We start from the raw sequence: 22,336 nt of genomic DNA, 5'->3' as shown, positions 1-22,336 counted from the left end.
TCCAGCATGACCACGATCTACGACGCCCCCGACGAGTTCGCCGAGGACCAGCTCGCCGGCTGGCTCGCGCTCTACGCCGACCGCGTCCGCGGCGTCCACGGCGGCGTCGTCACCCTGCCCACCGACGGCGCCGACCCCCAGGTCGCGGTGGTCGTCGGCGGCGGCTCCGGCCACTACCCCGCGTTCTGCGGGATCGTCGGCCCGGGGTTCGCCACCGGCGCCGTCGTCGGCAACGTCTTCACCTCGCCGTCCACCGCGCAGGTGTACTCGGTCGCCAAGGCGGCCGACCAGGGGAAGGGCGTCGTGCTGTCGTTCGGCAACTACGCCGGTGACACGATGAACTTCGGGCTCGCCGCCGAGCGGCTGCGTGCCGAGGGCATCGACACCCGGATCGTCGTGGTCACGGACGACATCGCGAGCGCCGACGAGGAGTCGAAGCGCCGTGGCATCGCCGGGGACTTCTCGGTCTTCAAGGCGATGGGTGCCGCGGCCGCCGCGGGCGCGGACCTCGACGAAGTCGAGCGCCTCGGCAACGCCAGCAACGCCGCCACCCGCACGATCGGTGTCGCGTTCTCCGGGTGCACCATGCCCGGCGCCACCGAGCCGCTCTTCACCGTGCCCGACGGCCACCTCGGACTCGGGCTCGGCATCCACGGCGAGCCCGGCATCGAGGACGTCCCACTGCTCCGCGCCACCGACCTCGCGACGCTGCTCGTCGAACGGCTGCTCGCCGACCGACCGGCGAACGCGGGTACCCGGGTCGCCCCGATCCTCAACGGCCTCGGCGACACGAAGTACGAGGAACTGTTCCTGCTCTGGGGCCGCGTACTCCCGCTGCTGCAGGACGCTGGACTCGAGATCGTCGAACCCGAGGTCGGCGAACTCGTCACGAGCCTCGACATGGGCGGCTGCTCGCTGACCCTCCAGTGGCTCGACGACGAGCTCGATCCCCTGTGGCGCGCCGACACCTACACGCCCGCGTACCGCAAGGCGGCCGCGCCGATCGCAGCGTTGCTGCCGGCCGACGCCGTGGACGACGCCGAGGACGAGGCGACGGCCGTGCCGGACGCGAGTGATGCCTCCCGGCAGGCCGCGCAGACGGCACGCGACGCGATCGAGGCGATCGACGCGCTCCTGCGGGAGCACGAGGAGGAGCTCGGCCGCATCGACGCGGTCGCCGGCGACGGCGACCACGGACGCGGCATGGTGAAGGGGATCGGCGCGGCCCGGAAGGCGGTCGACCGGGTCGGCCAGGAGGCAGGGGTCGCCTTCGTCCTCGGACGCGCCGGTGACGCGTGGGCCGAGTTCGCGGGCGGCACCTCGGGAGTCCTGTGGGGTGCGGCACTCGAGGCCTTCGGACGGTCGCTGCGCGACGACCGCTCCGCGTACGAGGCGTCCGACGTCGTCGAGGCCGCGCAGGCCTTCGCCGACTCGATCGTCCACCTGGGCGGGGCGTCCCGTGGGGACAAGACGCTGCTCGACGCACTGCTGCCCTTCGTGGATGCGCTGCGGACCTCGGTGTCGGCTGGCTCCTCGCTCACCGACGCGTGGCAGGCTGCAGCGGAAGTCGCTCGTGACGAGGCCGACAAGACCGCCGACCTCACGCCGAAGGTCGGGCGTGCCCGGCCGCTGGCGGAGAAGAGCCTGGGGACACCCGACGCGGGTGCCACCTCGATGGGGATGATCCTCACGCGGGTCGGCGAGGTCCTCGCTGCCCGTGCGAACGAACTGGAAGGAACACACGCATGACGTACCGTCTCGTGATCGGCTCGGACGATGCCGGGTTCGACTACAAGGAGATCATCAAGCAGGACCTGGAGGCCGACCCGCGGGTCGCGTCGGTCGTCGATGTCGGCGTGGACGCGGACGGGCACACCGCCTACCCGCACGTGGCCGTCGAGGCGGCACGACTCGTGGCGAACGGTGAGGCCGACCGCGCGATCCTGATCTGCGGCACCGGACTCGGTGTCGCGATCGCGGCGAACAAGGTCCCCGGCATCCGGGCGGTCACGGCGCACGACTCGTTCAGCGTCGAGCGTTCGGTCCTGTCGAACGACGCCCAGGTCCTCTGCATGGGCCAGCGGGTCGTCGGCGTCGAGGTCGCCCGCCGGATGGCGAAGGAGTGGTTGGGCTACGAGTTCGACCGAACGAGCGCGAGCGCCTCGAAGGTCCAGGCCATCTGCGAGTACGACGGCAGCGCGCCGGCCGGCGTCGACGCTTCGGCGTAGGCGCGGCGGCACTCCCGCGGAACCAGGTTCCGGACACAGCACCGTGCATCTGCGCGGTGCTGTGTCCGTTGCGCGGTGTCGAACGGTCAGCTGCGCGCGGCCAAGCGGTGCACGACGGCCTTCGTCGCCTCGTAGAGCTCGCGGTAGTCGCGGTACCCGGGCTCGTAGGCGGCCGTCGCGACGGGGTCCGGCTCGATGACGGTGGCCGGCGGGTTCCACTGCCGGATGTCGACGTCGGCCACGAGCGCTGCCGCCAAGAACGCCGACCCGTACGACGCTCCCACGGTCACCGACGGCACCGTCTGCCGCAGCCCGGTCACGTCGCTCACGATCGTCGGCCAGAGCCGTCCGAGCAACCCGCCGCCCGCCCCCACGAGCTCGCGGACCTCGACCCCGGCCGCACGCAGCACCTCGATGTTGTGCCGGACCGCGTAGGCCGTCGCCTCGAGCGTCGCCCGGTAGATGTCCCCTCGCGTGTGCCGCACCGTCAGCCCGGCGATCACCCCGCGCGCGTCCGGATCGGCGATGGGCGTCCGCTCCCCCGCGAAGTACGGCAGCATCAGCAGCCCGTTCGCGCCGATCCCGGCGCACCGAGCCTCTTCGAGCATCGTCGGCCACTCGCCGTCGACCAGCCGACGCAGCCAGTCGGTGATCGCCCCGGAGGTCGCCATCCCACCCGACACGCTCGGCTGCCCCGGGTGCGTCCCGACCGTCGTCCACATGCCCGGCACCGGCGTCGGCTCGGCGGTCGGCGCGATCATGAACATCGTGGTGCCGTACTGCAGGAACATCCGGCCCGGCACCGACTCGCCGACGCTCACGCCCTCCGCCCACGCGTCGATGGTGCCGGCCGTCACGGGGATACCGACCGGGAGGCCCGTGGCCGCGGCCGCCTCGCGCGTCACCACGCCCGCCTGGTCGCCGGACCACAGCAGCCGCGGCAGGGGCAGGCCGGGAGCGAGCTGCTCGCACCACTCGGTGATCCACGTGTTCTCGTGGACGTCGTAGAGCGGCGTGGTCTGGCTGGCCGAGTGGTGGTCGAGGACGTACTCCCCCGTCAGCAGCTCCACCACGCGGGACGCCGGCATCGTGAACCGGACCGCGCGCTCCCAGACGTCGGGCTCGTGCCGGGCGACCCACGCGAGCTTCGCCCCGGCGGCCTGGGTGCTCAGTCCGGAGCCACACCGGGCGCGGATCGTGTCCTCGCCCCCGAGCTCGGCCGTGACCTCGTCGAGCAGGTCGGCCGTCCGGGTGTCGACGCCGTACAGGACCGCCGGGCGCAGCGGATCACCCGCGTCGTCGGTCAGCAGGACGCAGGGGCCGATGCCGCTCACGCCCACGGCTTGCACGTCGGCATCGGGGACGAGCGCGAGGAGCTCGTGCGTCAACGTCGTGAACTCGTCCCACCACACGGCCGCGTCCATCTCGACCAGGCCCTGTGCAGGACGGTCGACGTCGTGTCGGCGGCTCACCTCGGCGATCACGGTGCCGTCGAACCGGGCCAACAGCGCCTTCGTGCTCGACGTCCCGATGTCCAGACCGAGCACCGCCCGCATGCCGCCTCCTTCGCCGCCACGCGACCGCCGTCGGTCGCCTCCCGAGTCTACGAACGATCGCGATCCGTCGACGCCCAGCGTCCTGTCGGGGGCCGGACGTACCGTACTCACGACTCCGATGCTCCACGAGGGGAACCCGATGAAGAAGTCAGCCTGGCTGCCAGCAGTCATCGCGCCGGTGGTCGTCGCCGGCGCCGTCGCCGCCCCGATGATCGCGAACGCGGCGAACGACCCGATCGCGGGGACGAACCCGACCGCGGCCGACGTCATCGCCAGCATCGCGAAGTCCTCGGACGCGCAGTACTCCGGCAAGCTCTCGCAGTCGAGCGACCTCGGACTCCCCGAACTGCCGACCGGTTCCGGCGGCTCCTCGCTCGAGGGCGACGCCTCGGACGTGCTCGGGCTGCTCACCTCGTCGCACACCGCCCGCGTGTACGTCGACGGCGCCGACAAGCAGCGCGTGCAGTTGACGCAGCAGCTCGCCGAGCAGGACGTGGTCCGCAACGGGTCCGAGGTCTGGACCTGGGACTCGAAGGAGCGCACGGCCACGCACGTGACCCTGCCCTCCGACACCGCGAAGGACCTGCAGGACGGCACCACCACGCCGACCGACATCGCCGAGCAGGCCATCGACGCCATCACTCCGAGCACCACGGTCTCGAAGCCGACCGAGGTCAGTGTCGCGGGTCACGACGCCTGGCAGATCACGCTGACGCCGAAGTCCTCCGACACCCTGGTCGGCACCGTCCGACTGGCGGTCGACCAGCAGACCGGGCTCCCGCTGCGCGCGACGATCCAGGCCGCCGGGCAGGACGACCCCGCGGTGCAGGTCGGGTTCACGAGCCTCGACTACGGCGCGCCGGCCGCGCGGCTCTTCGACTTCACGCCCCCGTCGAACGCGAAGGTCACCGAGAAGGACCTGTCCGACGCCGAGCACGGTGCGCACGCGAAGGGCGACCACGCCCGCGGCGCGCACGCCGGTGACGAGCCGACCTTCACGGGCGAGGGCTGGGGCACGATCGCCGAGCTCCCCGCCGGCACCGTGGACCAGTCGTCCCTCGGTGACGAGGCGTCGGGCCTGCTCGGCCAGCTCACGAAGGCCGTCGACGGCGGCCGTGCCGTCCAGACCTCGCTCGTGTCGGTCTACCTGACCGACGACGGCCGGGTCCTCGCCGGCGCCGTGCCGGTGTCGTCGCTGGTCGCCGCCGCGAAGTGAGCGCACCGGAACCCGCGCACACGACGGAACCAGCCGCCGTGGACGCGACCCGTCCGACCACGGGCACCGAGCTCGCGATCCGCACCACGGGCCTCCAGAAGGTCTTCCGCAAGCAGCGCGCCGTCGACGGCATCGACCTGTCGGTGCCGCGCGGCGCGGTGTTCGGGTTCCTCGGGCCGAACGGCTCCGGCAAGACCACCACGATCCGGATGCTCCTCGGGCTGTCGAGCGCGACCGGCGGCACGATCGAGGTGCTCGGTCAGTCGATGCCGAAGGCGCTCCACCAGGTGCTGCCGCGCGTCGGTGCCCTGGTCGAGGGGCCGGCCTTCTACCCGTACCTGTCCGGGCGCGCGAACCTGCAGCGCTTCGACGCGGCCGACCCCACGTCGGACCCGCGCACCCGCGGGGCCCGCGTGGCCAGTGCCCTCGACCGAGTCGGCCTGACGCACGCGGCGGACAAGAAGGCGCACGCGTACTCGCTCGGCATGAAGCAGCGGCTGGGCCTGGCGAACGCCCTGCTCTCCCCGCGGGACCTGCTGGTGCTCGACGAACCGACGAACGGGCTCGACCCACAGGGCACGCGCGAGGTCCGCAACCTCATCCGGTCCCTGGCGGACGACGGCACGACGGTGTTCGTGTCGAGCCACCTGCTCGCCGAGATCGAGCAGGTCTGCACCCACGCCGCGGTGATGCGCACCGGCAAGCTCGCGGCACAGGGCGAACTCGACGAACTGCGGTCCGCCGGAGCACGCACCGTGACCGTCCGCACGCCCGACGTCGGGCAGGCCGGCAGCGTGCTGAGCCGGCTCGGGCTCGTCCCCCGGCACGACGGCGGCGCGGACGTCTTGGTCGCCGACCTGCCGCACGAGCTGCTGCCCGAGACCATCACCGCCGAACTCGTCCGCGCCGACGTCCGCGTCCGTGGGCTGACGGTGGGCGGCGGCACGCTCGAGGACCTGTTCGTCGCGCTCACCGGAGAGGGCTTCGATGTCGCTGCCTGACACTGCCCGTGCACTGCCCGACGCCGATGCCGAGGCCCCGCGCCGCCAGCGTCCCTTCGCCCTGCTCGGCTCCGAACTCGCGCTGGTGTTCCGACGTCGCCGTACCTGGGCGATGCTCGGGGCGCTCGCGCTCGTCCCCGTCCTGATCGCGGTCGCCGTGAAGCTGACGACCGACGGCGACGACGGCGGCCCGGCGTTCCTCGGCGACATCACCAACAACGGCCTGTTCGTGGCGTTCACCGCGTTGACGGTGTCGATCCCGCTGTTCCTGCCCCTCACGGTGGGCGTCGTCGCGGGCGACACCGTCGCGGGCGAGGCCAGCCACGGCACCATCCGCTACCTGCTCGTCGCACCGACCGGCCGGGTGCGGTTCATCCTGGTCAAGTTCGCCGGCGCGGTCGCGTTCTGCCTGGCGGCCACGCTGCTCGTGGTGCTCGTCGGTGCGGCGATCGGTGCCGTGCTGTTCCCGATCGGTCCGGTCACGCTGCTGTCCGGCACCCAGGTCGGCGGAGCGTCGTACGCCGGTCGGGCACTGCTCCTCGCCCTCTACGTGGCGATGTCGATGCTCGGACTCGTGGCGATCGGCATGTTCGCGTCGACGCTGACGAACGTGCCGGTCGGGGCGATGGCCGCGACGGTGGTGCTGGCCGGAGCCTCCCAGGTCCTCGACCAGCTCCCCCAGCTCGACTGGCTGCACCCGTACCTGTTCTCGCACCAGTGGCTGGGGTTCGGCGACCTGCTCCGCGACCCGATCTCGTTCGACTCGTTCGGGTCGAACGCACTGCTGCAGCTCGGCTACGTCGTCGTGTTCGGGGCGCTGGCGTACAGCCGGTTCGCCTCGAAGGACATCCTGAGCTGAGCCCGACCGCCGAGCCCGACCGCCGTCAGCTCGCCGGGCTCGCTGAGCCGCCCGCCATCGTCTCCGCCTCCGAGCCGCGCGCATCCGCGTAGCGGTCCCGCAGGTCGCGGGCCTTCTCGGAGCGGTACCAGTCGAGCCGTGCTCCGGTCTCGACCGTCTGCATCCCGATGACGACCTTGCCGCGTGACTTCATCTCGGCGAGGTCCTCGTACGCCTCGACGATGTACTCGAACGGGTAGAAGCCCGAGATGAGCACCTGGAAGCGACGTTCCTGCAGGGCCTTCGCCAGCAGGGTCAGGAGTTCCCGGGTCTCCTCGTCCTCTGCCGGGGCGCGCAGGAACCGCAGCTCGATGTCGCGGCGCTCGTCCGACGACACGAAGCGCTCGGACCCGACCCCGAGGCGTTCCGCCAGGAGTTCGGCATTGCTCTCCCCGTGGTTGTCGATGAAGGCGGTGATCGGCCGGCCGTCCGCGATCGCTCGGATGCGGTCTTCCTCGCCCTCGCCGTACACGACCGGCAGCGTGCCGATCTGCCGCAGGTAGTCGTGGTTGCGCGCACTGCCGAGGGTGATCACGGTCGCACCGGCGTCGTGCGCCAGCTGGCTCTCGATGTGGCCGACACCGCCCGCTGCAGCGGTGATGACGACGGTGTCGTCCGGTCCGAGGCGGAGCGATCGCACCACCGACACCGCCGTGCACCCGGCCAGGTACAGGCCACCGGCGACCTCCCACCCGACGTACTCGGGCTTCTTGATGACGGCACCACGCGGAACCGCGATCCAGTTCGCGTGCGATCCGCCCTGGGGCGCGTGCCCCATGACCTCGTCACCCACCCGAAGGTCCTTCACGCCGTCGCCCCGCGCCCGGACGATGCCGGCGAAGTCGACGCCCTGCCGTGCCGGGAACTCGAGCTCGATGTGGTCCCGGAGCTTCCCCTCGCGCAGGAAGCGCTCGATGTGGTTCAACCCGGCGGCGACGATCTCGACGACGATCTCGCCGGGGCCGGCCGTCGGCTTCTCCTGCGGGACGAGCTCGACCACGCTGAAGTCGCCGTACCGGTCGTACTGGACTGCCTTGCCGTTCCGCATGGGTGCTCCTTCGCTGGCGTGTGCCTCCGGCCTACTCGGTTTCCCCGCGTGCAGCCCGAGCAGGCGGGGTACCGGCCGTGGGCGGTACCGACGAGCGGACGGGAGGCCCGTGGCGGCGCCGCCACGGGCCTCCCGTCCGTCGGTCGCGCACGTCCAGGGCGCCCCGCGCGCTCGGTGCGCGTCGCGCGCTCACTGCACGCCGGCCGCTCGGTGCTTTCCGGCGGCCACTCAGTGCTTGCTGGCTGCCGCTCAGTGCTTGCCGGCGGCCGCGATGACGGACGCGACGGTCTCGGCGTCGAGGTGGAACGCGAGCGGGTCGGCGTCGGGGCGTGGGACGCGCAGCGGCGTCGACCAGACGGAGCCGTCCTCGGCGACGTCCACGACGAGGGCGCCGCTGTCGACGGAGGCCGATTCCTCGTCGTACGCGCCGGTGACGTCCGTGTCGTTCGCGACCCCGGGGGCGACGAGGACCGGGACCCCGGCCAGCGATCCGGCGAAGTGGTGGTGGTAGTGCCCGCCCAGGACCACGCGCACGTCGGAACCCCGGATCACGTCAGCGAGCGCCTCGGGGTTCTGCAGCCGGAGCGCCTCGTGCAGCTCGGTCGGGGCCGGCAGGGGCGGGTGGTGCAGGACGACGACCGTGCCGTGCGGGGCGTGGTCCCCGGCGAGCGCGGCGCGGAGTCGTTCGAGGCTGGCGTCACTCAGCTCGCCGTAGCCGGCACCCGGCACGCTCGTGTCGACCGTGACGATCCTCCGGCCGGCGACGAGGGACTGCCCCCACACCGGCACCGTCGGCGGGTGGTACTCCATCGTGTGCATGACGGGTCGGCCGCCCTCGCCGAGGACGTGGCCGTTGGACAGCACCTGGCGGAAGCCCTCGCGCAGGTCGTGGTTGCCCGGGACCGCGACGAGGGCGGCTCCGTGGCGTTCGGCCCATCCGCCGACCCGCTCGAGGACGGCGGCGTAGGACTCGGGGCTGCCGTCCTCGGACACGTCGCCCGAGATGACGACGAGGCCGATGCCGGGCACTCCGTCGACGTGGGCGAGCACGGCGTCCAGCGCTGCGGTGGTGTCGACGGCCCCCTGGTGCAGGGCGCCGTCGCCGGTCAGGTGGGTGTCGGAGAGGTGGAGGACGCGGAGGGTTCCTGCTGCGGGCGGCTGCATGGGGTCCACGGTAGCCACGGGGGCGATGGGTGGGCTGGGCGGGGTTGGGTCGGGGGCGCTTCGTGAGCGGGGGCGCTTCGTGAGCAGGAATGGTCGGGTCGGGTCGTCAGACTCGACCGTTTCTGCTCACGAAGTGACTCGTGCCGGGGCCGGCGACGTGCTGCGTGCCGTCGGGCAGGACGACGTCCGCGCCGGAACCGGGCGGCACCGTCACGGTGAGGGACACGGTGCCGTCATCGGCGGTCCACGCCACCGCGGCGTCGCCGTACGGGGTCCGCACCGTGCACGATGCCGACCCGACCGGGCCGCACACCGCGGGTGCCACGGTGAACCGCCGCCATCCGGCCTCGGTCGGCCGGATCCCCGCGACCCACCCGGTGAGCCAGTCGTCGACCGTCCCGAGGAAGTAGTGACCGTGCGACCGTGCCGCCAGGTCCCAGTGCTCGAACATCGACGTCGCCCCGGCCTCGCGCCAGGCGCCCCACGACGGTGGCGAGGTCTGTCGGGCGACGGCGAGCGCGAGGTCCGGGTAGCCGGCGTCGGTCAGGACGGGCAGCAGCCACTTCGTCCCGATCGCCCCGGTGTCCAGGTGGTCGCCGCGGGCCCGGACGTCGGCGGCGAGCGCCGCGGCCACGGCTCCCCGGTCGGACGGGGCGCGCACGACGTCGAACGCGAGGGCGAGCACCTGGTGGGACTGTCGGAATCCCTCGTCGCGTTCGCCCCGGACCGCGCCGTCGTGCAGGAACGCCTCGGTGAACGCCGCGCGGACGTCCTCTGCGGCCGTTCGTGCCCAGGACCCGTCGCGCCCGAGCACGTCGTCGATCGCGGCGACGGTGTCGAGGATCCGGACGAGGAACGCGGTGGCCGGCACGCGGGAGTCCTCGGGTGGGTTTCCGCCGCCGGGGCTCGTGCCGGGGGCGACCCAGTCCCCGAGGATCGTGTCGGCGATCCCCCCGGGCGACCGTTCGGCCTCGAAGCGCGCGTACTCCTCGATGACGTCGACGTGCTGCTCCAGCACTGCGGGGTCCCCGGTGTGGCGGTACACGTCCCACGGCACGGTGACGAGCGCTGCGTGCCACACGGGTGCGCGGGTGTCGACGCCGAACACGCCGGCGTTGGGGGCGATCAGCGCGGGCGGGTGCCCCGGTGCGACGGTCTCCGCGAGGTCACCGACCCACTTCGTGAGCACCGCCGCGGTGTCGAGGTTCGTCAGGAACATGTCCGCGCCGACCGCTGCGTCGCCGGTCCACCCGTTCTTCTCGTACTTCGGGGTGTCGGTCGGGTACCCGTGCAGGTTGTTCTCCATCGTGTGCACGGTCGCGTCGTGCACCCACTGCAGCAGGGCCTCGTCGGTCCGGAAGTCCGCGCGCCGTGCGACGTCGGTGCGCACCACCCGGGCGACGACGTCGGACGGAGCGGGACCGGACGCGTCCGGCCAACCGGAGAGCTGCACGAACCGGAATCCCTTGTACGAGAAGCGTGGCTCCCACCACCCGCCACGGTCGTCGAGGGTGACCTCGTCGGTCTGGAACCCGTCGGCGAAGTAGTGGTTGTCGTCGTCGGCGTTCGGCAGTCCGTCAGCGCGCAGCCGTTCGCCCGAGCGGATCCGGACCGTCCGCCCCGCGGCACCGGCCGGCAACCGCAGACCGACCCAACCGGCGATCACCCGCGGGAAGGCCACGACCCACTCCCCCGGTGCGGCTTCGGTGACCGAGGTGGCCGCGAGCTCCTCGACGATCCGGATCGGCTGCTCACGTCGCGCCTCGAGCGCCCCGGCCGGGCCGGGGACGACGGTGGCCGGTTGCGGAACCGCCGCCAGCGACCCGCCGACGCGACGGCGCAGGTCCGCCAGCTCGCCGCCGTACAGGTCGTCCAGGAGGATCGTGCCGGCCCGCGCGGTCCAGTCCGGTCCGGTGGGCAGCACCTCCACCGCGCCGCCGTCGCGCTCGATCCGGAGCACCGCACGGACCGAGGGCTCCGCGTGCCACGGAGCCCGTTCCCACGCCCAGACGTTCGCGTTCGTCATGCCGTGGAAGCCGCGGCCGAGTTCGAGACCGACCTCGTGCGCGTTGCCGTCGCCGAGCGCCGCCGTCAGGTCGTGCACGACGACCTGGACCCGGCGGTCCCAGTGCGTCGTGGTCGGCGCCAGGACCTCGTCGGTGGCGAGCGCCCCGTCGACGCGCACGTCGGCGTGGCCCCCGGCGGCGAGGGCGAGCAGTACCCGTTCGACCGGCGGTCCGGCCGGCACACCGATCGAGAGCACCGGTGCGGCGAAGCTGCCGTCCGCGCTGCGTGCGCGCGGACCCCGGCCGTCGTCGGCGGCGTCACGCGCGGCGGCTCCGGCGCTGGCCGGGCCTCCGATCCAGCGTGCTCCGGACCACTCGGCGGCGGCGAGCGGTGCCGGGGTGAACCTGCCGCGTACCACGGCGACGCCCGTGGCGGACTCCACCCGGGCCTCCCAAGCGTGTTCGGTCCACGCGGTGAACCGCAGGTCGGACGGCGAACGCAACCAGGGTGTCGGCGTCTCCGTGCGGCCGGAGTCCCAGACGACGCGGTCGGCGTCCCGGACCACCACCTGCGCAGCGGTCTGGGTCTCGTCGGGACGCCAGGCGAACCGCAGGCCGCACTGTGCGGTCCCGATCGGGTCGTGTTGGCCGTCGACGTCGTGGTCCAGGAGCTCCATCGCACCTCCAAGGTCGGATGAAACGATTCAGGACGATCCGGGCGCTGTCAACCCGTGCGGCATCAAGGTCGGATGCGGTCGATGCCGTAGCGACTCGGCGGGACTCCGAACGCGTCACGGAACGCCCGCGAGAAGTACAGCGGGTCGGCGAACCCGACTGCGGCGGCGACCTCGCCGACCCGGAGTCCGCTCGTCAACAGCAGTTCGGCTGCCTCTCGCATCCGGGTCTCGCGCACCCAGCTCGACACCGACGACCCGAGGTGCGCGGCGAACAGCCGGCCGGCCGTCGACTCACTGCAGTCGCCAGCGGTGGCGATCTCGGCGACGGTCATCGGGCGCTGCAGGTTCCGGAGCACGAAGTCCGTCATCCGGTCGAGCGCGACCGGGACCGTCTCGTGTTCGTCGTCGCGTGCGGCGCGGGTCTCGGCGAGCACGACCGCCCCGAGCGCGCGGAACACCGACTCGTCGAACGGGCCGTCGGCGAACCGTTCGACGACGTACCGGCCGAGCGACCCGAGGCGACGCGCGACACTGCTGCGCCCCGGCCAGAGGATCGGGAGGTCCACGCCGTCGGGATCGTCGGAGCGTGCGGAGTCGCCCAGCACCTGGTCACCGGGCGCGTGCGCGACCTCGGGGACGACCGGCCGACCGCGCACATGGCGCGGGACGACGTGCACCGTCCCCAACCGGAACGGCGAGCGGTCGTCGGCGCGGTAGGCGACGTCGTGGCTCCACGGCAGCCGGAGGACGTCGCCGGCGGTCAGGTGGAACCGCTGCCCGGTGGACTCGACCACCCCACTCCCGCTCAGCACCCAGAGGCAGCACACGCTGTGCACCCACAGGTGGTGGATCTGCTCACCCGGGCGGAAGCGGTACCAGTTCGCCGCGACGACGACGGGGCCAGCGGCAGCGCGTTCGTCCATGCGGACACTGTACGCATCGGTGCAGGTGGACCAGCGTTGACCGGATCGTCCAGGTTCTGCCCGCGGAACCCATGCCGCCGCCACCTGGTCCGAACGTAGCGTCGGTGCACCGGTCGACGGCGATCGGTGACAGGAGGACGACCATGCGGATCACCGCGGACACGGACATCTGCGTCGGGGCCGGGCAGTGCGCCCTTGTCGCCGGAGCACTCTTCGACCAGGACGACGACGGCATCGTGGAGCTCCTCGACGAGCACCCGGGCGCCGCCGACGAACCAGCAGCCCGACGCGCGGCGGCGCTCTGCCCCGCACACGCGATCACCCTGCAGGACTGACCGTGCACGTGGTCGTCGTCGGCGCCTCGGTCGCCGGTCTGACGGTCGCCGAGGCGCTCCGGGCCGAGGGCCACAGCGGGCCGGTGACCCTGGTCGGCGACGAGCCCCACGTGCCGTACGGTCGGCCACCGCTCTCGAAGCAGGTCCTGACCGGAGCATGGGATGCCGATCGCGCGGCGCTCCGGACCGCCGCGGAGCTCGACGCCCTCGACGTCACGATCCGCAGTGGTGTCCGAGCCACCGGCCTCGAGCCGTCGGCGCACCGACTGCTGACCGATGCCGGCCCGATCGCGTACGACGTGCTCGTCGTCGCCACCGGGGCGACCGCGGTCCGACCCGCCGTACCGGGCGCCGAACGCGTGCACCTGCTGCGGACGCTCGACGACGCCGTGCGGCTGCGTGCCGCGTGGACGTCGGCCGAGCGGGTCGTGGTCATCGGCAGCGGGGTGCTCGCGTCCGAGATCGCGTCGGCGGCCCGGGGCAGCGAGCGCGCGGTCACGATGGTCGGACGTCGTGGCGGGCTGTCGTTCGGGACGGTCGGGCTCGCGCTGTCCGATCGGCTCACCGCGCTGCACCGGGCCGCGGGCGTCACGGTCGAACCGAGCGCCGGGGCACGGGCGGTCGAGGCCACGCGGACCGACGGCACGGGGCGCGGCGGCACGGGGCGCGGCGGCACGGCGGTCGTGCTCGGCGACGGTCGGCGCGTGCCGGCCGACGTGGTCGTGGCCGCGACCGGCGGACGTCCGAACACGGCCTGGCTCGCTGGCTCCGGGCTGGTCGTCGACGACGGCGTCTGCTGCGATGCACGCGGGGTCGCGGCTCCCGACGTCTTCGCGATCGGCGACGTGGCGCGGTGGGCGGCGCCCGGGCTCGTACCGGCACCCGCTCCCGCGTCCGGCACGTCGCTGCCACCCCGTGTCGAGCACCAGACCAACGCGATCGAGCAGGCCCTGTCCGTCGCCGCGACCATCACCGGCCACGACGACCAGACCGAGCGCGTGCCGTTCTTCTGGTCCGAGGTGCACGGCGTGCTCGTGCAGGCAGCCGGCACCTTCGACCCCGCCGCGCCGCTCGAACCGTGGGACGACGACCCGGCCGTCCTCGTGCAGCGCTCCGGCGACCACGGCGGTGCCGGCGACCACGACAGTGCCGGCGACCGCGGTGGTACCAACGACCACGCGACCACGGGTGTCGTCGGCTGGGGTGCACCGCGGTCCTTCCGACGCGCACGACGGCTCCTGGCGGCCGGCATCCCGACACCCACCCGATGACCCGCACCGCACCGACCTGGAGGTCCCCGTGACCACTTCGACCGAACCCGCCGCCTGCCCGCTCGCGCACGCGCGCACCCTGCCCGTGGACGGCACGCCGCTCGCCCCGTCGCCGACACTCGCCGCGTGGCGCGCATCCGACGCCGCGGTACCGCTCGAGTACCAGGACGGCCACGTCGGCAGGGTCGAGACCCGGTGGGAGGCCGCGCGAGCGGTGCTCGGCGACCCGCGCTTCAGCCAGCTGCCCCACCGCATGCCGCGGAGCGACGCTGCACCGGCCCACGACCCAGCGCACGCAACCACGGCGCCTCCACCGGACACGCTCGACGACGCCGCACGCCGGTCGATCGACGCCGCCAACCTGCTCGCCCTGGACGGCGACGCCCACCAGCGCATGCGCCGCGGTGTGACCAGCCGGTTCTCGGTGAAGCAGGTCCGTGGTCGCGAGCCCTGGGTGCACGACACTGTGGCCGGCCAGCTCGCGGTGTTCCGGGCGCTGGGCCCCGGTGCCGACGTGTTCGCCGACTTCGCCCAGCCGATCGCCGCACGGACGCACTGCCGGGTGATCGGGGTGCCGGACGACCTGGTGCCGCAGTTCCGGGAACTGTTCGTCGACCAGGTGACGACGACCACCACCCAGCAGCGGTTCGACCACATCCGGACGGTCCTCGACCGACGGACGGGCGATCCCGGCGACGACGTCGTGAGCGACCTGCTCGCCTCGGACTTCGAGCGGTACGAGGTCGAGGGGCTCGTGTTCCAGCTCATGAGCGCGGGACACGACTCCGTCGCCTACCTGATCGCCACCGCCATGGTCGCGTTGCTCACGAACCCCGACCAGCTGGCCCTGCTCCGCGACGACCCGGACCGCATCGCGCCGGCCATCGAGGAGTTCATGCGAACCGGTGCGATGTTCCTGACCCTGTTCCCGCGGACGGCGACCGAGGACGTCGTCGTCGACGACCAGCTCGTCCCGGCCGGCACGACGGTGTCGGTCTCGCCCGTCGGTGCGAACCGGGATCCGGAACGGTTCCCGGACCCCGATCGCCTGGACGTCGAGCGGGACGCCTTCGGGCACCTCGGGTTCGGGCACGGTCCGCACGGGTGCGTCGGGCAGCAGCTCGCGCGGCTCGAGATCCGGCAGGCGCTCACGCAACTGCTCGCCGGCCTGCCCGGGCTCCGACTGCTCGACGCCGACCAGCTCCACCCGCTGCCGTTCGCGAACCCCGTCGCCACGTACGAGGCGGGAGCGGTCCATGTCACGTGGGGCCAGGAGACCGCGGGGACCGGCCCGAAAACCGATCCTCGTTCAATTTGTCCATCGATCTGAATTAATGCTGGCGCTCCGGCCCGGAGCGTCGTACATTTGTCGCCAGCCGCCCGGTGAAACGATTCACCTCCACCGGACGGTGTGCCGATTGTCAACGAAGATGACCGGAGGGACTCGATGTCGAGCCGACCACCACACCCACCCACCAGGCCCGCGCCACGCGACGTGTCGCGTCGGGCGTTCCTCGCAGCGATCGCCGCCGGCACAGCGACGATCGGGCTCGCGGGGTGCACCGTGATCAGCGGCGGCGCAGTTGCTGCCGACCAGCAGGGCATCCGACTCAGCAAGGACCCGGCACCTGGCCGCGACCACGTCATCGAGCTCTACAACATCTGGGGCGGCACCCTCGGCAACGCCTGGGTGCTGCTCGGGGAGCTCTACGAGAAGTCGCAGTCGCACACCGGCGTCCGGGTCACGTACGCGCCGCTGTCCGGCAACACCCAGATCCGTCTGCAGACCGCCATCGCCGCGGGCACCCCGCCCGACCTGGCCTTCTGCACGCCCGAGGAGTACCCGCAGTTCGCCGGGTACGGCGTCGTCACGAAGCTCGACGGCTACATGGCGAAGGCCGGCCTCGGCGAAGCCGACTACGCCCCGGCGGTGTGGAAGCAGATGACCGCGACCGACGGCATCTACGCGCACCCGATCCTGGTCGACGTCAACTTCCCGCTGTTCTGGAACAAGAAGGTCTTCGCCGACGCCGGCCTCGACCCCGAGACGCCGCCGACGACCATCGACGAGCTCGACCGGTTCTCGGACAAGATCCTGCGGAAGGACGGCCGGCGGATCACCCGCATCGGCACGATCCCGTGGGACTACTACGGCTTCAGCAACTCGATGTTCACGCTCGGCTTCGCCTTCGGCGGCAAGTTCATGAGCGACGACAACCAGGTCGCGACCCCGGACGACGACAACATCGTGCAGGGGCTGCAGTGGATGTGCGACTACGCGAAGAAGGTCGGCGGCGCCAGCCAGCTCGCCGTCACCGCTCCGTCGCAGACCCTGCCGTCCATCGCGAGCGGGAACGTCGGCATGGCGCCGATGACCACGACCGACAGCTCGAACGTCTACAAGCAGGGCGACGCGTCCAAGGTCGAGCTCGGCGCCGCACTGTTCCCCTACGCCGAGGGGCTCGGCTCCCCCGGCAGTGCCACCTGGCTCGGCGGCTACGACCTCTTCATCCCGAAGGAGTCGAAGGAGCACGACGCCGCGTGGGACTTCCTGCAGTTCGCGACCACGTCCGACGAGGGCACCCAGGCGAACTTCACGAACGGCACCCTGCTGCCCGGCTACACGAAGTCCCCGGTCCTGCAGGAGTTCCGCGACGACCCGACGGTCGCGATCTACCGCGAGGGCCTGCTGTCCGCGCGGAACATCCGACCGACGATCCCGGTCGCCAGCACCTACGCGACGGCACTCGACGTCGCCGTCAGCAGTGCCATCTACGGCAAGACGACCCCCGAGCGCGCCATGAAGAGCGTCGCCGCGCAGGTCAACTCCGCCCTCGACGAGTTCCGGAAGGAGCACCCGTGACCGTCACACGGAGCATCACGACCAGCGGACCGCGGTCGCGCGACAAGGGGTCCAGCTGGCTCACCCACTGGATCCCCCGCACCCGCGCGCAGCGACAGACGTTCCTGTGGGGGCTCTTCTTCACCGCGCCGGCGATCATCGGTCTCGTCGCCTTCACGGGTGGCCCGATCATCACCAGCGCCGTGAACAGCTTCACGAACGCCAACCTGCTCGGCGGCAGCCGCGACTGGATCGGCTGGGACAACTACCGGACGCTCTTCGCCGACGGCCAGTGGTGGCTGTCGCTCGGCAACACGCTCTTCATCACGGTGATCTCCGTCCCGCTCGGCATCGCCGTCGCGCTCGGCCTGGCACTGCTGCTGAACTGGCGGGTGCGGGGCCTCGGCTTCTACCGCGTGGTCTTCTTCGTCCCGTCCATCGTGCCGATCGTCGCCAGTGCGGTGATCTGGGCGTACGTCCTCAACCCGCAGTACGGCGTCATCAACAACGTGCTCGGGCTGTTCGGCATCCAGGGCCCCGGTTGGCTCTCGGACCCGGACTGGTCCAAGCCCGCGCTGATCCTGTTCGGGCTGTGGGGCGTCGGCAACCTCATGGTGATCCTGCTCGCCGGCCTGCAGGGCGTGCCGCAGGACCTGCTCGAGCAGGCGTCCCTCGACGGCGCCGGCACCTGGCAGCAGTTCCGCAACGTGACGCTGCCGTTCATCAGCCCGCAGCTGCTGTTCGCGACCATCACGGGCCTGATCGCCGGGTTCCAGTACTTCACGCAGGCGTTCGTGATGACGGGCGGGTACGGCGATCCAGCCGGCTCGACCCTGGTGTCCGGCGTCTACCTGTACCAGTCCGCGTTCTACCACTACCAACTCGGCTACTCGAGCGCGGTCGGCTGGGTGCTCTTCGTGATCATCGCCGCCGTCTCGATCCTGGCGTACCGGATCATCGGCCGGCGCGTCTACTACGGAGGTGAGGCACGATGACCGCCATCGACAGTCCGACCGGCGCGGCCGCGGCCGCCCTCGAGCCGGGGCAACCCGGCCGCCCCGGCACCGCGGAGCCCAGCCGACCGGTCCCGAAGCACCGCAAGCGCACCTGGCCGCAGGTCGCCGAGTCGATCGCGAAGCACTCCGTCCTGATCGTGCTGAGCGTCGTCTTCCTGATGCCCCTGTTCTGGATGGTGACGGGCGCGTTCAAGACCCAGGCGGACATCGGTGCGTTCCCGGTGAAGTGGTTCCCGGACACCATCACGACCGGCAACTTCTCGTACGGCCTCGCCACGTTCCCGCTGCTGCAGTACTTCTGGAACACGCTCGTGATCTGCGTGCCCTCGATGATCGGCGCCGCACTGTCCAGCGCGATGGTCGGCTACGGCGTCTCGAAGATCCGGTGGCCGTGGCGGAACGGGATCTTCACGATCCTGATCGCGACGATGATGGTGCCGTTCTACGTCACGATGGTGCCGCTGTTCGTGGCCTACCGTGACATCGGCTGGACGGGCACGTACCTACCGCTCATCGTGCCGACGTTCTTCGGCATCCCGTTCTTCATCTTCCTGATGCGCCAGTTCTTCCTCGGCATCCCCGAAGCGCTGTCGGACGCCGCACGCATCGACGGCGCCGGCGAGCTGCGTGTGTTCTTCCAGGTGATCCTGCCGCTCTGCAAGCCCGCGCTGGCGGCCGTGATGCTCTTCCAGTTCCTGGCGTCGTGGAGCGACCTGCTCGGCCCGCTCCTGTACCTGACGAAGTCGAGCCAGTACACCCTGTCCCTCGGCCTGACGTTCTTCCAGGGCGCGCAGGGCGACACCGCGGTCGGCCCCCTCATGGCCGTCTCGACCATCATCCTCATCCCCATCGTGGTGCTGTTCTTCTTCGCCCAGAAGACCTTCATCCAGGGCATCACGATGTCCGGCATCAAGGACTGACGAAAGGAACCGCATGACCGACACGACGACATCCACCGCCCGCCGTGTGGCCGGCTCCCACCCGACCGGGAGGCCCGCCACCGGCCCGCAGGACACGGTCGCCCCGTCGGGGCTCCGCGTCGAACACCTCCGCGACCCCCTCGGGATCGGCTCACCGACTCCGCGCCTGTCGTGGCTCGTACCCGACGCCCCCGCGGGCTGGTCCCCGATCGGAGCCGACGTCGAACTCGTCTCGCGGTCGGCGGGCGACGACGCCGGTTCCTCCGCCCGGGTCGACGGCTCCGGCGTCCTCGTCGCGTGGCCGTTCGCACCACTGACGTCCCGCGAGCGCGCGGTCTGGCGCGTCCGTGTGGTGGGCGACGACGGCACCGGAGCCGAGCACGCGACGGACTGGAGCGAGCCCCTGGAGGTCGAGGCGGGCCTCCTGGCCGACAGCGACTGGACCGCCTCGTTCGTCGCCGCGCCCTGGCGGGAGAACACCCGTGTCGACCAGGCACCGCCGGTGCTCCGGCGACAGGTCTCGCTGCGCGGGCCGGTCCGCCGGGCGCGGCTCGCGGTCGCGAGCCTCGGCCTGCACGAGGTGACCATCGACGGGGTGCGCGTCGGCGACGCCGAGCTCGCGCCGGGGTGGACGTCGTACGGACACCGCGTGCGGTACCTCGTGCACGACGTCACCGGACACCTGTCGCAGGGCGGCGACGTCGTCCTCGGCGCGCGCCTGGCGGACGGCTGGTACCGCGGCCGGATCACCTGGGACGACCGTATGCGGAACGTCTACGGCGACCGCCTCGCACTCATCGCCCAACTCGAGGTGGAGTACGAGGACGGCACGGCCGAGACCTTCGGCACCGATGACTCCTGGCGCGCCGCACGCGCCGGGATCCTGCTCTCCGGCCTCTACGACGGAGAGAAGTGGGATGGCGGAGTCGAGCCCGACGGTTGGCAGGCCGTCGGGTTCGACGACTCCGACTGGGACCCGGTCGAGGTCCTCGACCGCCCGTCCGCCTCGCTCGTCGCCGCCGACGGCCCCGTCGTCCGGGTGACCGAGGAGATCGAACCGACGTGGTCACGGCGTTGGGACGCCGGCGCGATCCAGCTCGACTTCGGGCAGAACCTGCCGGGCCGCCTGCGGATCCGGAACCACGCGGTCGGACCGTTCGGCGTCACGATGCGGCACGCCGAGGTCATGCAGGACGACGAGCTCGCCACCAGGCCACTGCGCACCGCGAAGGCCACCGACGTCTTCTACTCCGGGCCGTCCGACGACGGCACCGGCACGTGGCACCCGCGGTTCACGGTGCACGGGTTCCGCTACGCCGAGGTCGAGGGATGGCCGTCCGCGACGCTCGAGCCCGGGGACATCGTCGCCGAGGTCCTGCACTCGGACATGCGCCGCACCGGGTGGTTCCACTGCTCGGATCCACGACTCGAACGGTTCCACGAGAACGTCGTCTGGTCGATGCGCGGCAACTTCGTCGACATCCCGACCGACTGCCCGCAGCGCGACGAACGGCTCGGCTGGTCCGGCGACCTGCAGGTGTTCACGCCCACCGCGGCGTTCCTGTACGACTGCGCCGGCGTCCTGCGGTCGTGGCTGCGGGACCTCGCGCTCGAGCAGCGACCGGACGGCGGCGTGCCGCACTACGTGCCGACGCTGCCGGGCGCCGACCCCGAGGGCAACCACGCCGCCGTGTGGGGCGACGTGGCGGTGCTCACACCCTGGGAGCTGTACCGGGCGTACGGCGACGTCGGGCTGCTCGAGGACCAGTGGGCCTCCGCCAAGGCCTGGGTCGACGGGGTACACGCGACCTCGGACGAGTCGTTGGTGCGCGTCGACGGCTTCGAGTTCGGCGACTGGCTCGACCCGCTCGCCCCGCCGGAGGACGCCGCGGCCGCGAAGGCCGACAAGTACTGCCTGGCGACGGCGTACTCCTACCGATCGACGTCGGTGCTGGCGGCATGGGCGGGGGTGCTCGGCGACTCGTCGGCCGCCGAGCACTACGCGGCGCTGGCCGGCCGGATCCGCGATGCATGGCGCGAGCGATTCCTGTCCGACGCCGGCGAGGTGCTCGACGACTCGCAGGCGTCCAGCGCGCTCGCGATCGTGTTCGGGCTCGTCGACGCCTCGGGGCCGGTCGGTGAACGGCTCGCCGCCCTGGTGCGCGCGAACGGGCACCGGATCGGCACCGGGTTCGCGGGCACCCCCGTGGTCTGCGACGCGCTGCTGCAGGCCGGGCACCTCGACGACGCCTACGCGATGCTGCTGCAGGACGAGTGCCCGTCGTGGCTCTACCCGGTGGCGCAGGGCGCGACGACGATCTGGGAGCGCTGGGACTCGTTGCTGCCGGACGGCCGTGTGAACTCCGGCGGGATGACGTCGTTCAACCACTACGCCCTCGGGTCGGTCGCGGACTTCATGCACCGGGTGGTGGCCGGCATCGCGCTCGCGTCCCCCGGCTACGGGGACATCCTGTTCGCCCCGCGCCCCGGTGGTGGGTTGACCTCGGCGGGGGCAGCGCTCGACACCCCGCACGGACGGGCGGCGATCGACTGGGAGGTCGTCGACGGCACGCTGTCGGTCTCGGTCACCGTGCCGGTCGGCGCGACCGCGGTGCTCGACCTGCCCGGCGCTCCGGCGACGCCGCTGGCCCACGGCACGTGGCAGGCCTCGGTTCCCGTGTAGCGCGGGCGGGCGCTTCGTGAGCAGGAATGGTCGGGTCGGGTCATCCCACCCGACCATTCCTGCTCACGAAGTCATCCGGGCACGCACTCGCGCTCAGTCCGGCAGCACCGCGTCCGGGATGTCCCGCAGGAAGATCTCGATCGTCTTCGGACCGATCCCCTTGAGCGTGCCGAGTCGGTCGCGCAGGTCCTTCCGCGATGCCGCGGTCTTCACCAGGTGCGACACGGAGCCCTCGTCGGCGTCGAGCGTGTGCATCGTCTCGTGCAGGGCATCGGTCATCTGGTAGTCGAAGCGCGCGTAGCCGCCCTCGTCCAGGACCCTCCGCAACTGCTCGCGTCCGGCGCCCGCGAACTTCCCCGGGCTGGTGAACCCGTGGTCGATGAGGACGCGGTAGGTCTCCGCCGCCTGCTCCTGCCGGATGGGCCTGCCGAAGAGCATGCTCGCGAGGAACCACCGGTAGAGCTGTTGGGGCTTGCCGTCGGACAGGTCGATCCCGAGGTCCGCGGCGTGGGTCACGTCGGCCATGGACCGGACGCTACCCGCCCCCCGCTC

The 22,336-nt window shown here is 72.0% G+C and carries 18 protein-coding genes; 12 read left to right on the top strand and 6 right to left on the bottom strand.

Features of this window, described 5'->3' with window-relative positions:
* Nucleotides 1-6: 6 nt before the first annotated feature.
* Both EDF51_RS10890 and EDF51_RS10885 read left to right on the top strand, forming a co-directional pair.
* Complete coding sequence (locus EDF51_RS10890; RefSeq protein WP_134194901.1) at nt 7-1,749, top strand: dihydroxyacetone kinase family protein; 1,743 nt, start codon at nt 7-9, stop codon at nt 1,747-1,749.
* Complete coding sequence (locus EDF51_RS10885) at nt 1,746-2,228, top strand: ribose-5-phosphate isomerase (RefSeq protein WP_134194899.1); 483 nt, start codon at nt 1,746-1,748, stop codon at nt 2,226-2,228. Before EDF51_RS10890 ends, EDF51_RS10885 begins: the two co-directional genes overlap by 4 nt.
* Before the next feature lie 86 nt (nt 2,229-2,314).
* On the opposite strand, the gene EDF51_RS10880 is transcribed toward EDF51_RS10885, so the two are convergent.
* The gene (locus EDF51_RS10880) at nt 2,315-3,784 is read right to left on the bottom strand and encodes an FGGY family carbohydrate kinase (RefSeq protein WP_134194897.1); all 1,470 of its coding nucleotides are present in this window, start codon (nt 3,782-3,784) and stop codon (nt 2,315-2,317) included.
* Between the two features lie 139 nt (nt 3,785-3,923).
* On the opposite strand from EDF51_RS10880, the gene EDF51_RS10875 reads away from it, so the two are divergent.
* Genes EDF51_RS10875 through EDF51_RS10865 form a run of 3 tightly spaced genes read left to right on the top strand, consistent with a single transcriptional unit; the run spans nt 3,924 to nt 6,860 of the window.
* A complete protein-coding gene (locus tag EDF51_RS10875) occupies nt 3,924-5,000 on the top strand; it encodes a sigma-E factor regulatory protein RseB domain-containing protein (protein WP_166673532.1) in 1,077 nt (358 codons plus the stop codon).
* Nucleotides 5,001-5,038: 38 nt separating this feature from the next.
* A complete protein-coding gene (locus tag EDF51_RS10870; RefSeq protein ID WP_134194893.1) occupies nt 5,039-6,001 on the top strand; it encodes an ATP-binding cassette domain-containing protein in 963 nt (320 codons plus the stop codon).
* Nucleotides 5,988-6,860, top strand: a complete 873-nt coding sequence (locus tag EDF51_RS10865) for an ABC transporter permease (protein WP_185094234.1) — start codon at nt 5,988-5,990, stop codon at nt 6,858-6,860. The genes EDF51_RS10870 and EDF51_RS10865 overlap by 14 nt, the downstream gene beginning before the upstream one ends.
* A 25-nt stretch (nt 6,861-6,885) precedes the next feature.
* Here the strand turns inward: EDF51_RS10865 and EDF51_RS10860 are convergent, their stop codons facing one another.
* From EDF51_RS10860 to EDF51_RS20430, 4 genes are all read right to left on the bottom strand, one after another.
* Nucleotides 6,886-7,947, bottom strand: a complete 1,062-nt coding sequence (locus tag EDF51_RS10860; protein WP_133937948.1) for an NADP-dependent oxidoreductase — start codon at nt 7,945-7,947, stop codon at nt 6,886-6,888.
* Between the two features lie 249 nt (nt 7,948-8,196).
* On the bottom strand, nt 8,197-9,111 hold the full coding sequence (locus tag EDF51_RS10855) for a metallophosphoesterase (protein WP_133937950.1): 915 nt from the start codon (nt 9,109-9,111) through the stop codon (nt 8,197-8,199).
* 106 nt (nt 9,112-9,217) lie between these two features.
* A complete protein-coding gene (locus EDF51_RS10850; RefSeq protein ID WP_134194891.1) occupies nt 9,218-11,794 on the bottom strand; it encodes an alpha-L-rhamnosidase in 2,577 nt (858 codons plus the stop codon).
* A gap of 62 nt (nt 11,795-11,856) precedes the next feature.
* Nucleotides 11,857-12,717 (bottom strand): AraC family transcriptional regulator, encoded by an 861-nt coding sequence (locus tag EDF51_RS20430; protein ID WP_133937954.1) that lies wholly within the window; start codon nt 12,715-12,717, stop codon nt 11,857-11,859.
* Between the two features lie 143 nt (nt 12,718-12,860).
* On the opposite strand from EDF51_RS20430, the gene EDF51_RS19875 reads away from it, so the two are divergent.
* From EDF51_RS19875 to EDF51_RS10815, 7 genes are all read left to right on the top strand, one after another.
* Nucleotides 12,861-13,052 (top strand): ferredoxin, encoded by a 192-nt coding sequence (locus EDF51_RS19875; protein WP_165918787.1) that lies wholly within the window; start codon nt 12,861-12,863, stop codon nt 13,050-13,052.
* 2 nt (nt 13,053-13,054) lie between these two features.
* Nucleotides 13,055-14,323: an NAD(P)/FAD-dependent oxidoreductase gene (locus EDF51_RS10840; protein ID WP_166673531.1), complete on the top strand. Its 1,269-nt coding sequence runs from the start codon at nt 13,055-13,057 to the stop codon at nt 14,321-14,323.
* A 28-nt stretch (nt 14,324-14,351) separates the two neighbouring features.
* On the top strand, nt 14,352-15,653 hold the full coding sequence (locus tag EDF51_RS10835) for a cytochrome P450 (RefSeq protein WP_134194887.1): 1,302 nt from the start codon (nt 14,352-14,354) through the stop codon (nt 15,651-15,653).
* A gap of 165 nt (nt 15,654-15,818) precedes the next feature.
* The gene (locus EDF51_RS10830) at nt 15,819-17,186 is read left to right on the top strand and encodes an extracellular solute-binding protein (RefSeq protein ID WP_165918785.1); all 1,368 of its coding nucleotides are present in this window, start codon (nt 15,819-15,821) and stop codon (nt 17,184-17,186) included.
* Complete coding sequence (locus tag EDF51_RS10825) at nt 17,183-18,160, top strand: sugar ABC transporter permease (protein ID WP_208320968.1); 978 nt, start codon at nt 17,183-17,185, stop codon at nt 18,158-18,160. The genes EDF51_RS10830 and EDF51_RS10825 overlap by 4 nt, the downstream gene beginning before the upstream one ends.
* Nucleotides 18,157-19,101: a carbohydrate ABC transporter permease gene (locus tag EDF51_RS10820; protein ID WP_131879473.1), complete on the top strand. Its 945-nt coding sequence runs from the start codon at nt 18,157-18,159 to the stop codon at nt 19,099-19,101. The genes EDF51_RS10825 and EDF51_RS10820 overlap by 4 nt, the downstream gene beginning before the upstream one ends.
* Nucleotides 19,102-19,114: 13 nt before the next feature.
* Complete coding sequence (locus EDF51_RS10815; RefSeq protein ID WP_133937960.1) at nt 19,115-21,784, top strand: alpha-L-rhamnosidase; 2,670 nt, start codon at nt 19,115-19,117, stop codon at nt 21,782-21,784.
* Between the two features lie 93 nt (nt 21,785-21,877).
* Here EDF51_RS10815 and EDF51_RS10810 read toward each other — a convergent pair whose 3' ends face one another.
* Nucleotides 21,878-22,309 (bottom strand): DNA methylase, encoded by a 432-nt coding sequence (locus EDF51_RS10810; RefSeq protein ID WP_133937962.1) that lies wholly within the window; start codon nt 22,307-22,309, stop codon nt 21,878-21,880.
* Between the last annotated feature and the right edge of the window lie 27 nt (nt 22,310-22,336).

The organism is Curtobacterium sp. PhB25 (assembly GCF_004365375.1).
Taxonomy (GTDB): Bacteria; Actinomycetota; Actinomycetes; order Actinomycetales; family Microbacteriaceae; genus Curtobacterium.
The sequence above is the reverse complement of the archived record's forward strand: the minus strand, read 5'-3'. Positions and strand labels throughout refer to the sequence as shown.

What these genes read in the sequence shown, in the direction of transcription:
- EDF51_RS10890 (WP_134194901.1), top strand. Translation starts at nt 7, where the DNA reads ATGACCACGATCTACGACGCCCCCGACGAGTTCGCCGAGGACCAGCTC.
- EDF51_RS10885 (WP_134194899.1), top strand. Translation starts at nt 1,746, where the DNA reads ATGACGTACCGTCTCGTGATCGGCTCGGACGATGCCGGGTTCGACTAC.
- EDF51_RS10880 (WP_134194897.1), bottom strand. Translation starts at nt 3,784, where the DNA reads ATGCGGGCGGTGCTCGGTCTGGACATCGGGACGTCGAGCACGAAGGCG.
- EDF51_RS10875 (WP_166673532.1), top strand. Translation starts at nt 3,924, where the DNA reads ATGAAGAAGTCAGCCTGGCTGCCAGCAGTCATCGCGCCGGTGGTCGTC.
- EDF51_RS10865 (WP_185094234.1), top strand. Translation starts at nt 5,988, where the DNA reads ATGTCGCTGCCTGACACTGCCCGTGCACTGCCCGACGCCGATGCCGAG.
- EDF51_RS10860 (WP_133937948.1), bottom strand. Translation starts at nt 7,947, where the DNA reads ATGCGGAACGGCAAGGCAGTCCAGTACGACCGGTACGGCGACTTCAGC.
- EDF51_RS10855 (WP_133937950.1), bottom strand. Translation starts at nt 9,111, where the DNA reads ATGCAGCCGCCCGCAGCAGGAACCCTCCGCGTCCTCCACCTCTCCGAC.
- EDF51_RS10850 (WP_134194891.1), bottom strand. Translation starts at nt 11,794, where the DNA reads ATGGAGCTCCTGGACCACGACGTCGACGGCCAACACGACCCGATCGGG.
- EDF51_RS20430 (WP_133937954.1), bottom strand. Translation starts at nt 12,717, where the DNA reads ATGGACGAACGCGCTGCCGCTGGCCCCGTCGTCGTCGCGGCGAACTGG.
- EDF51_RS19875 (WP_165918787.1), top strand. Translation starts at nt 12,861, where the DNA reads ATGCGGATCACCGCGGACACGGACATCTGCGTCGGGGCCGGGCAGTGC.
- EDF51_RS10820 (WP_131879473.1), top strand. Translation starts at nt 18,157, where the DNA reads ATGACCGCCATCGACAGTCCGACCGGCGCGGCCGCGGCCGCCCTCGAG.
- EDF51_RS10815 (WP_133937960.1), top strand. Translation starts at nt 19,115, where the DNA reads ATGACCGACACGACGACATCCACCGCCCGCCGTGTGGCCGGCTCCCAC.
- EDF51_RS10810 (WP_133937962.1), bottom strand. Translation starts at nt 22,309, where the DNA reads ATGGCCGACGTGACCCACGCCGCGGACCTCGGGATCGACCTGTCCGAC.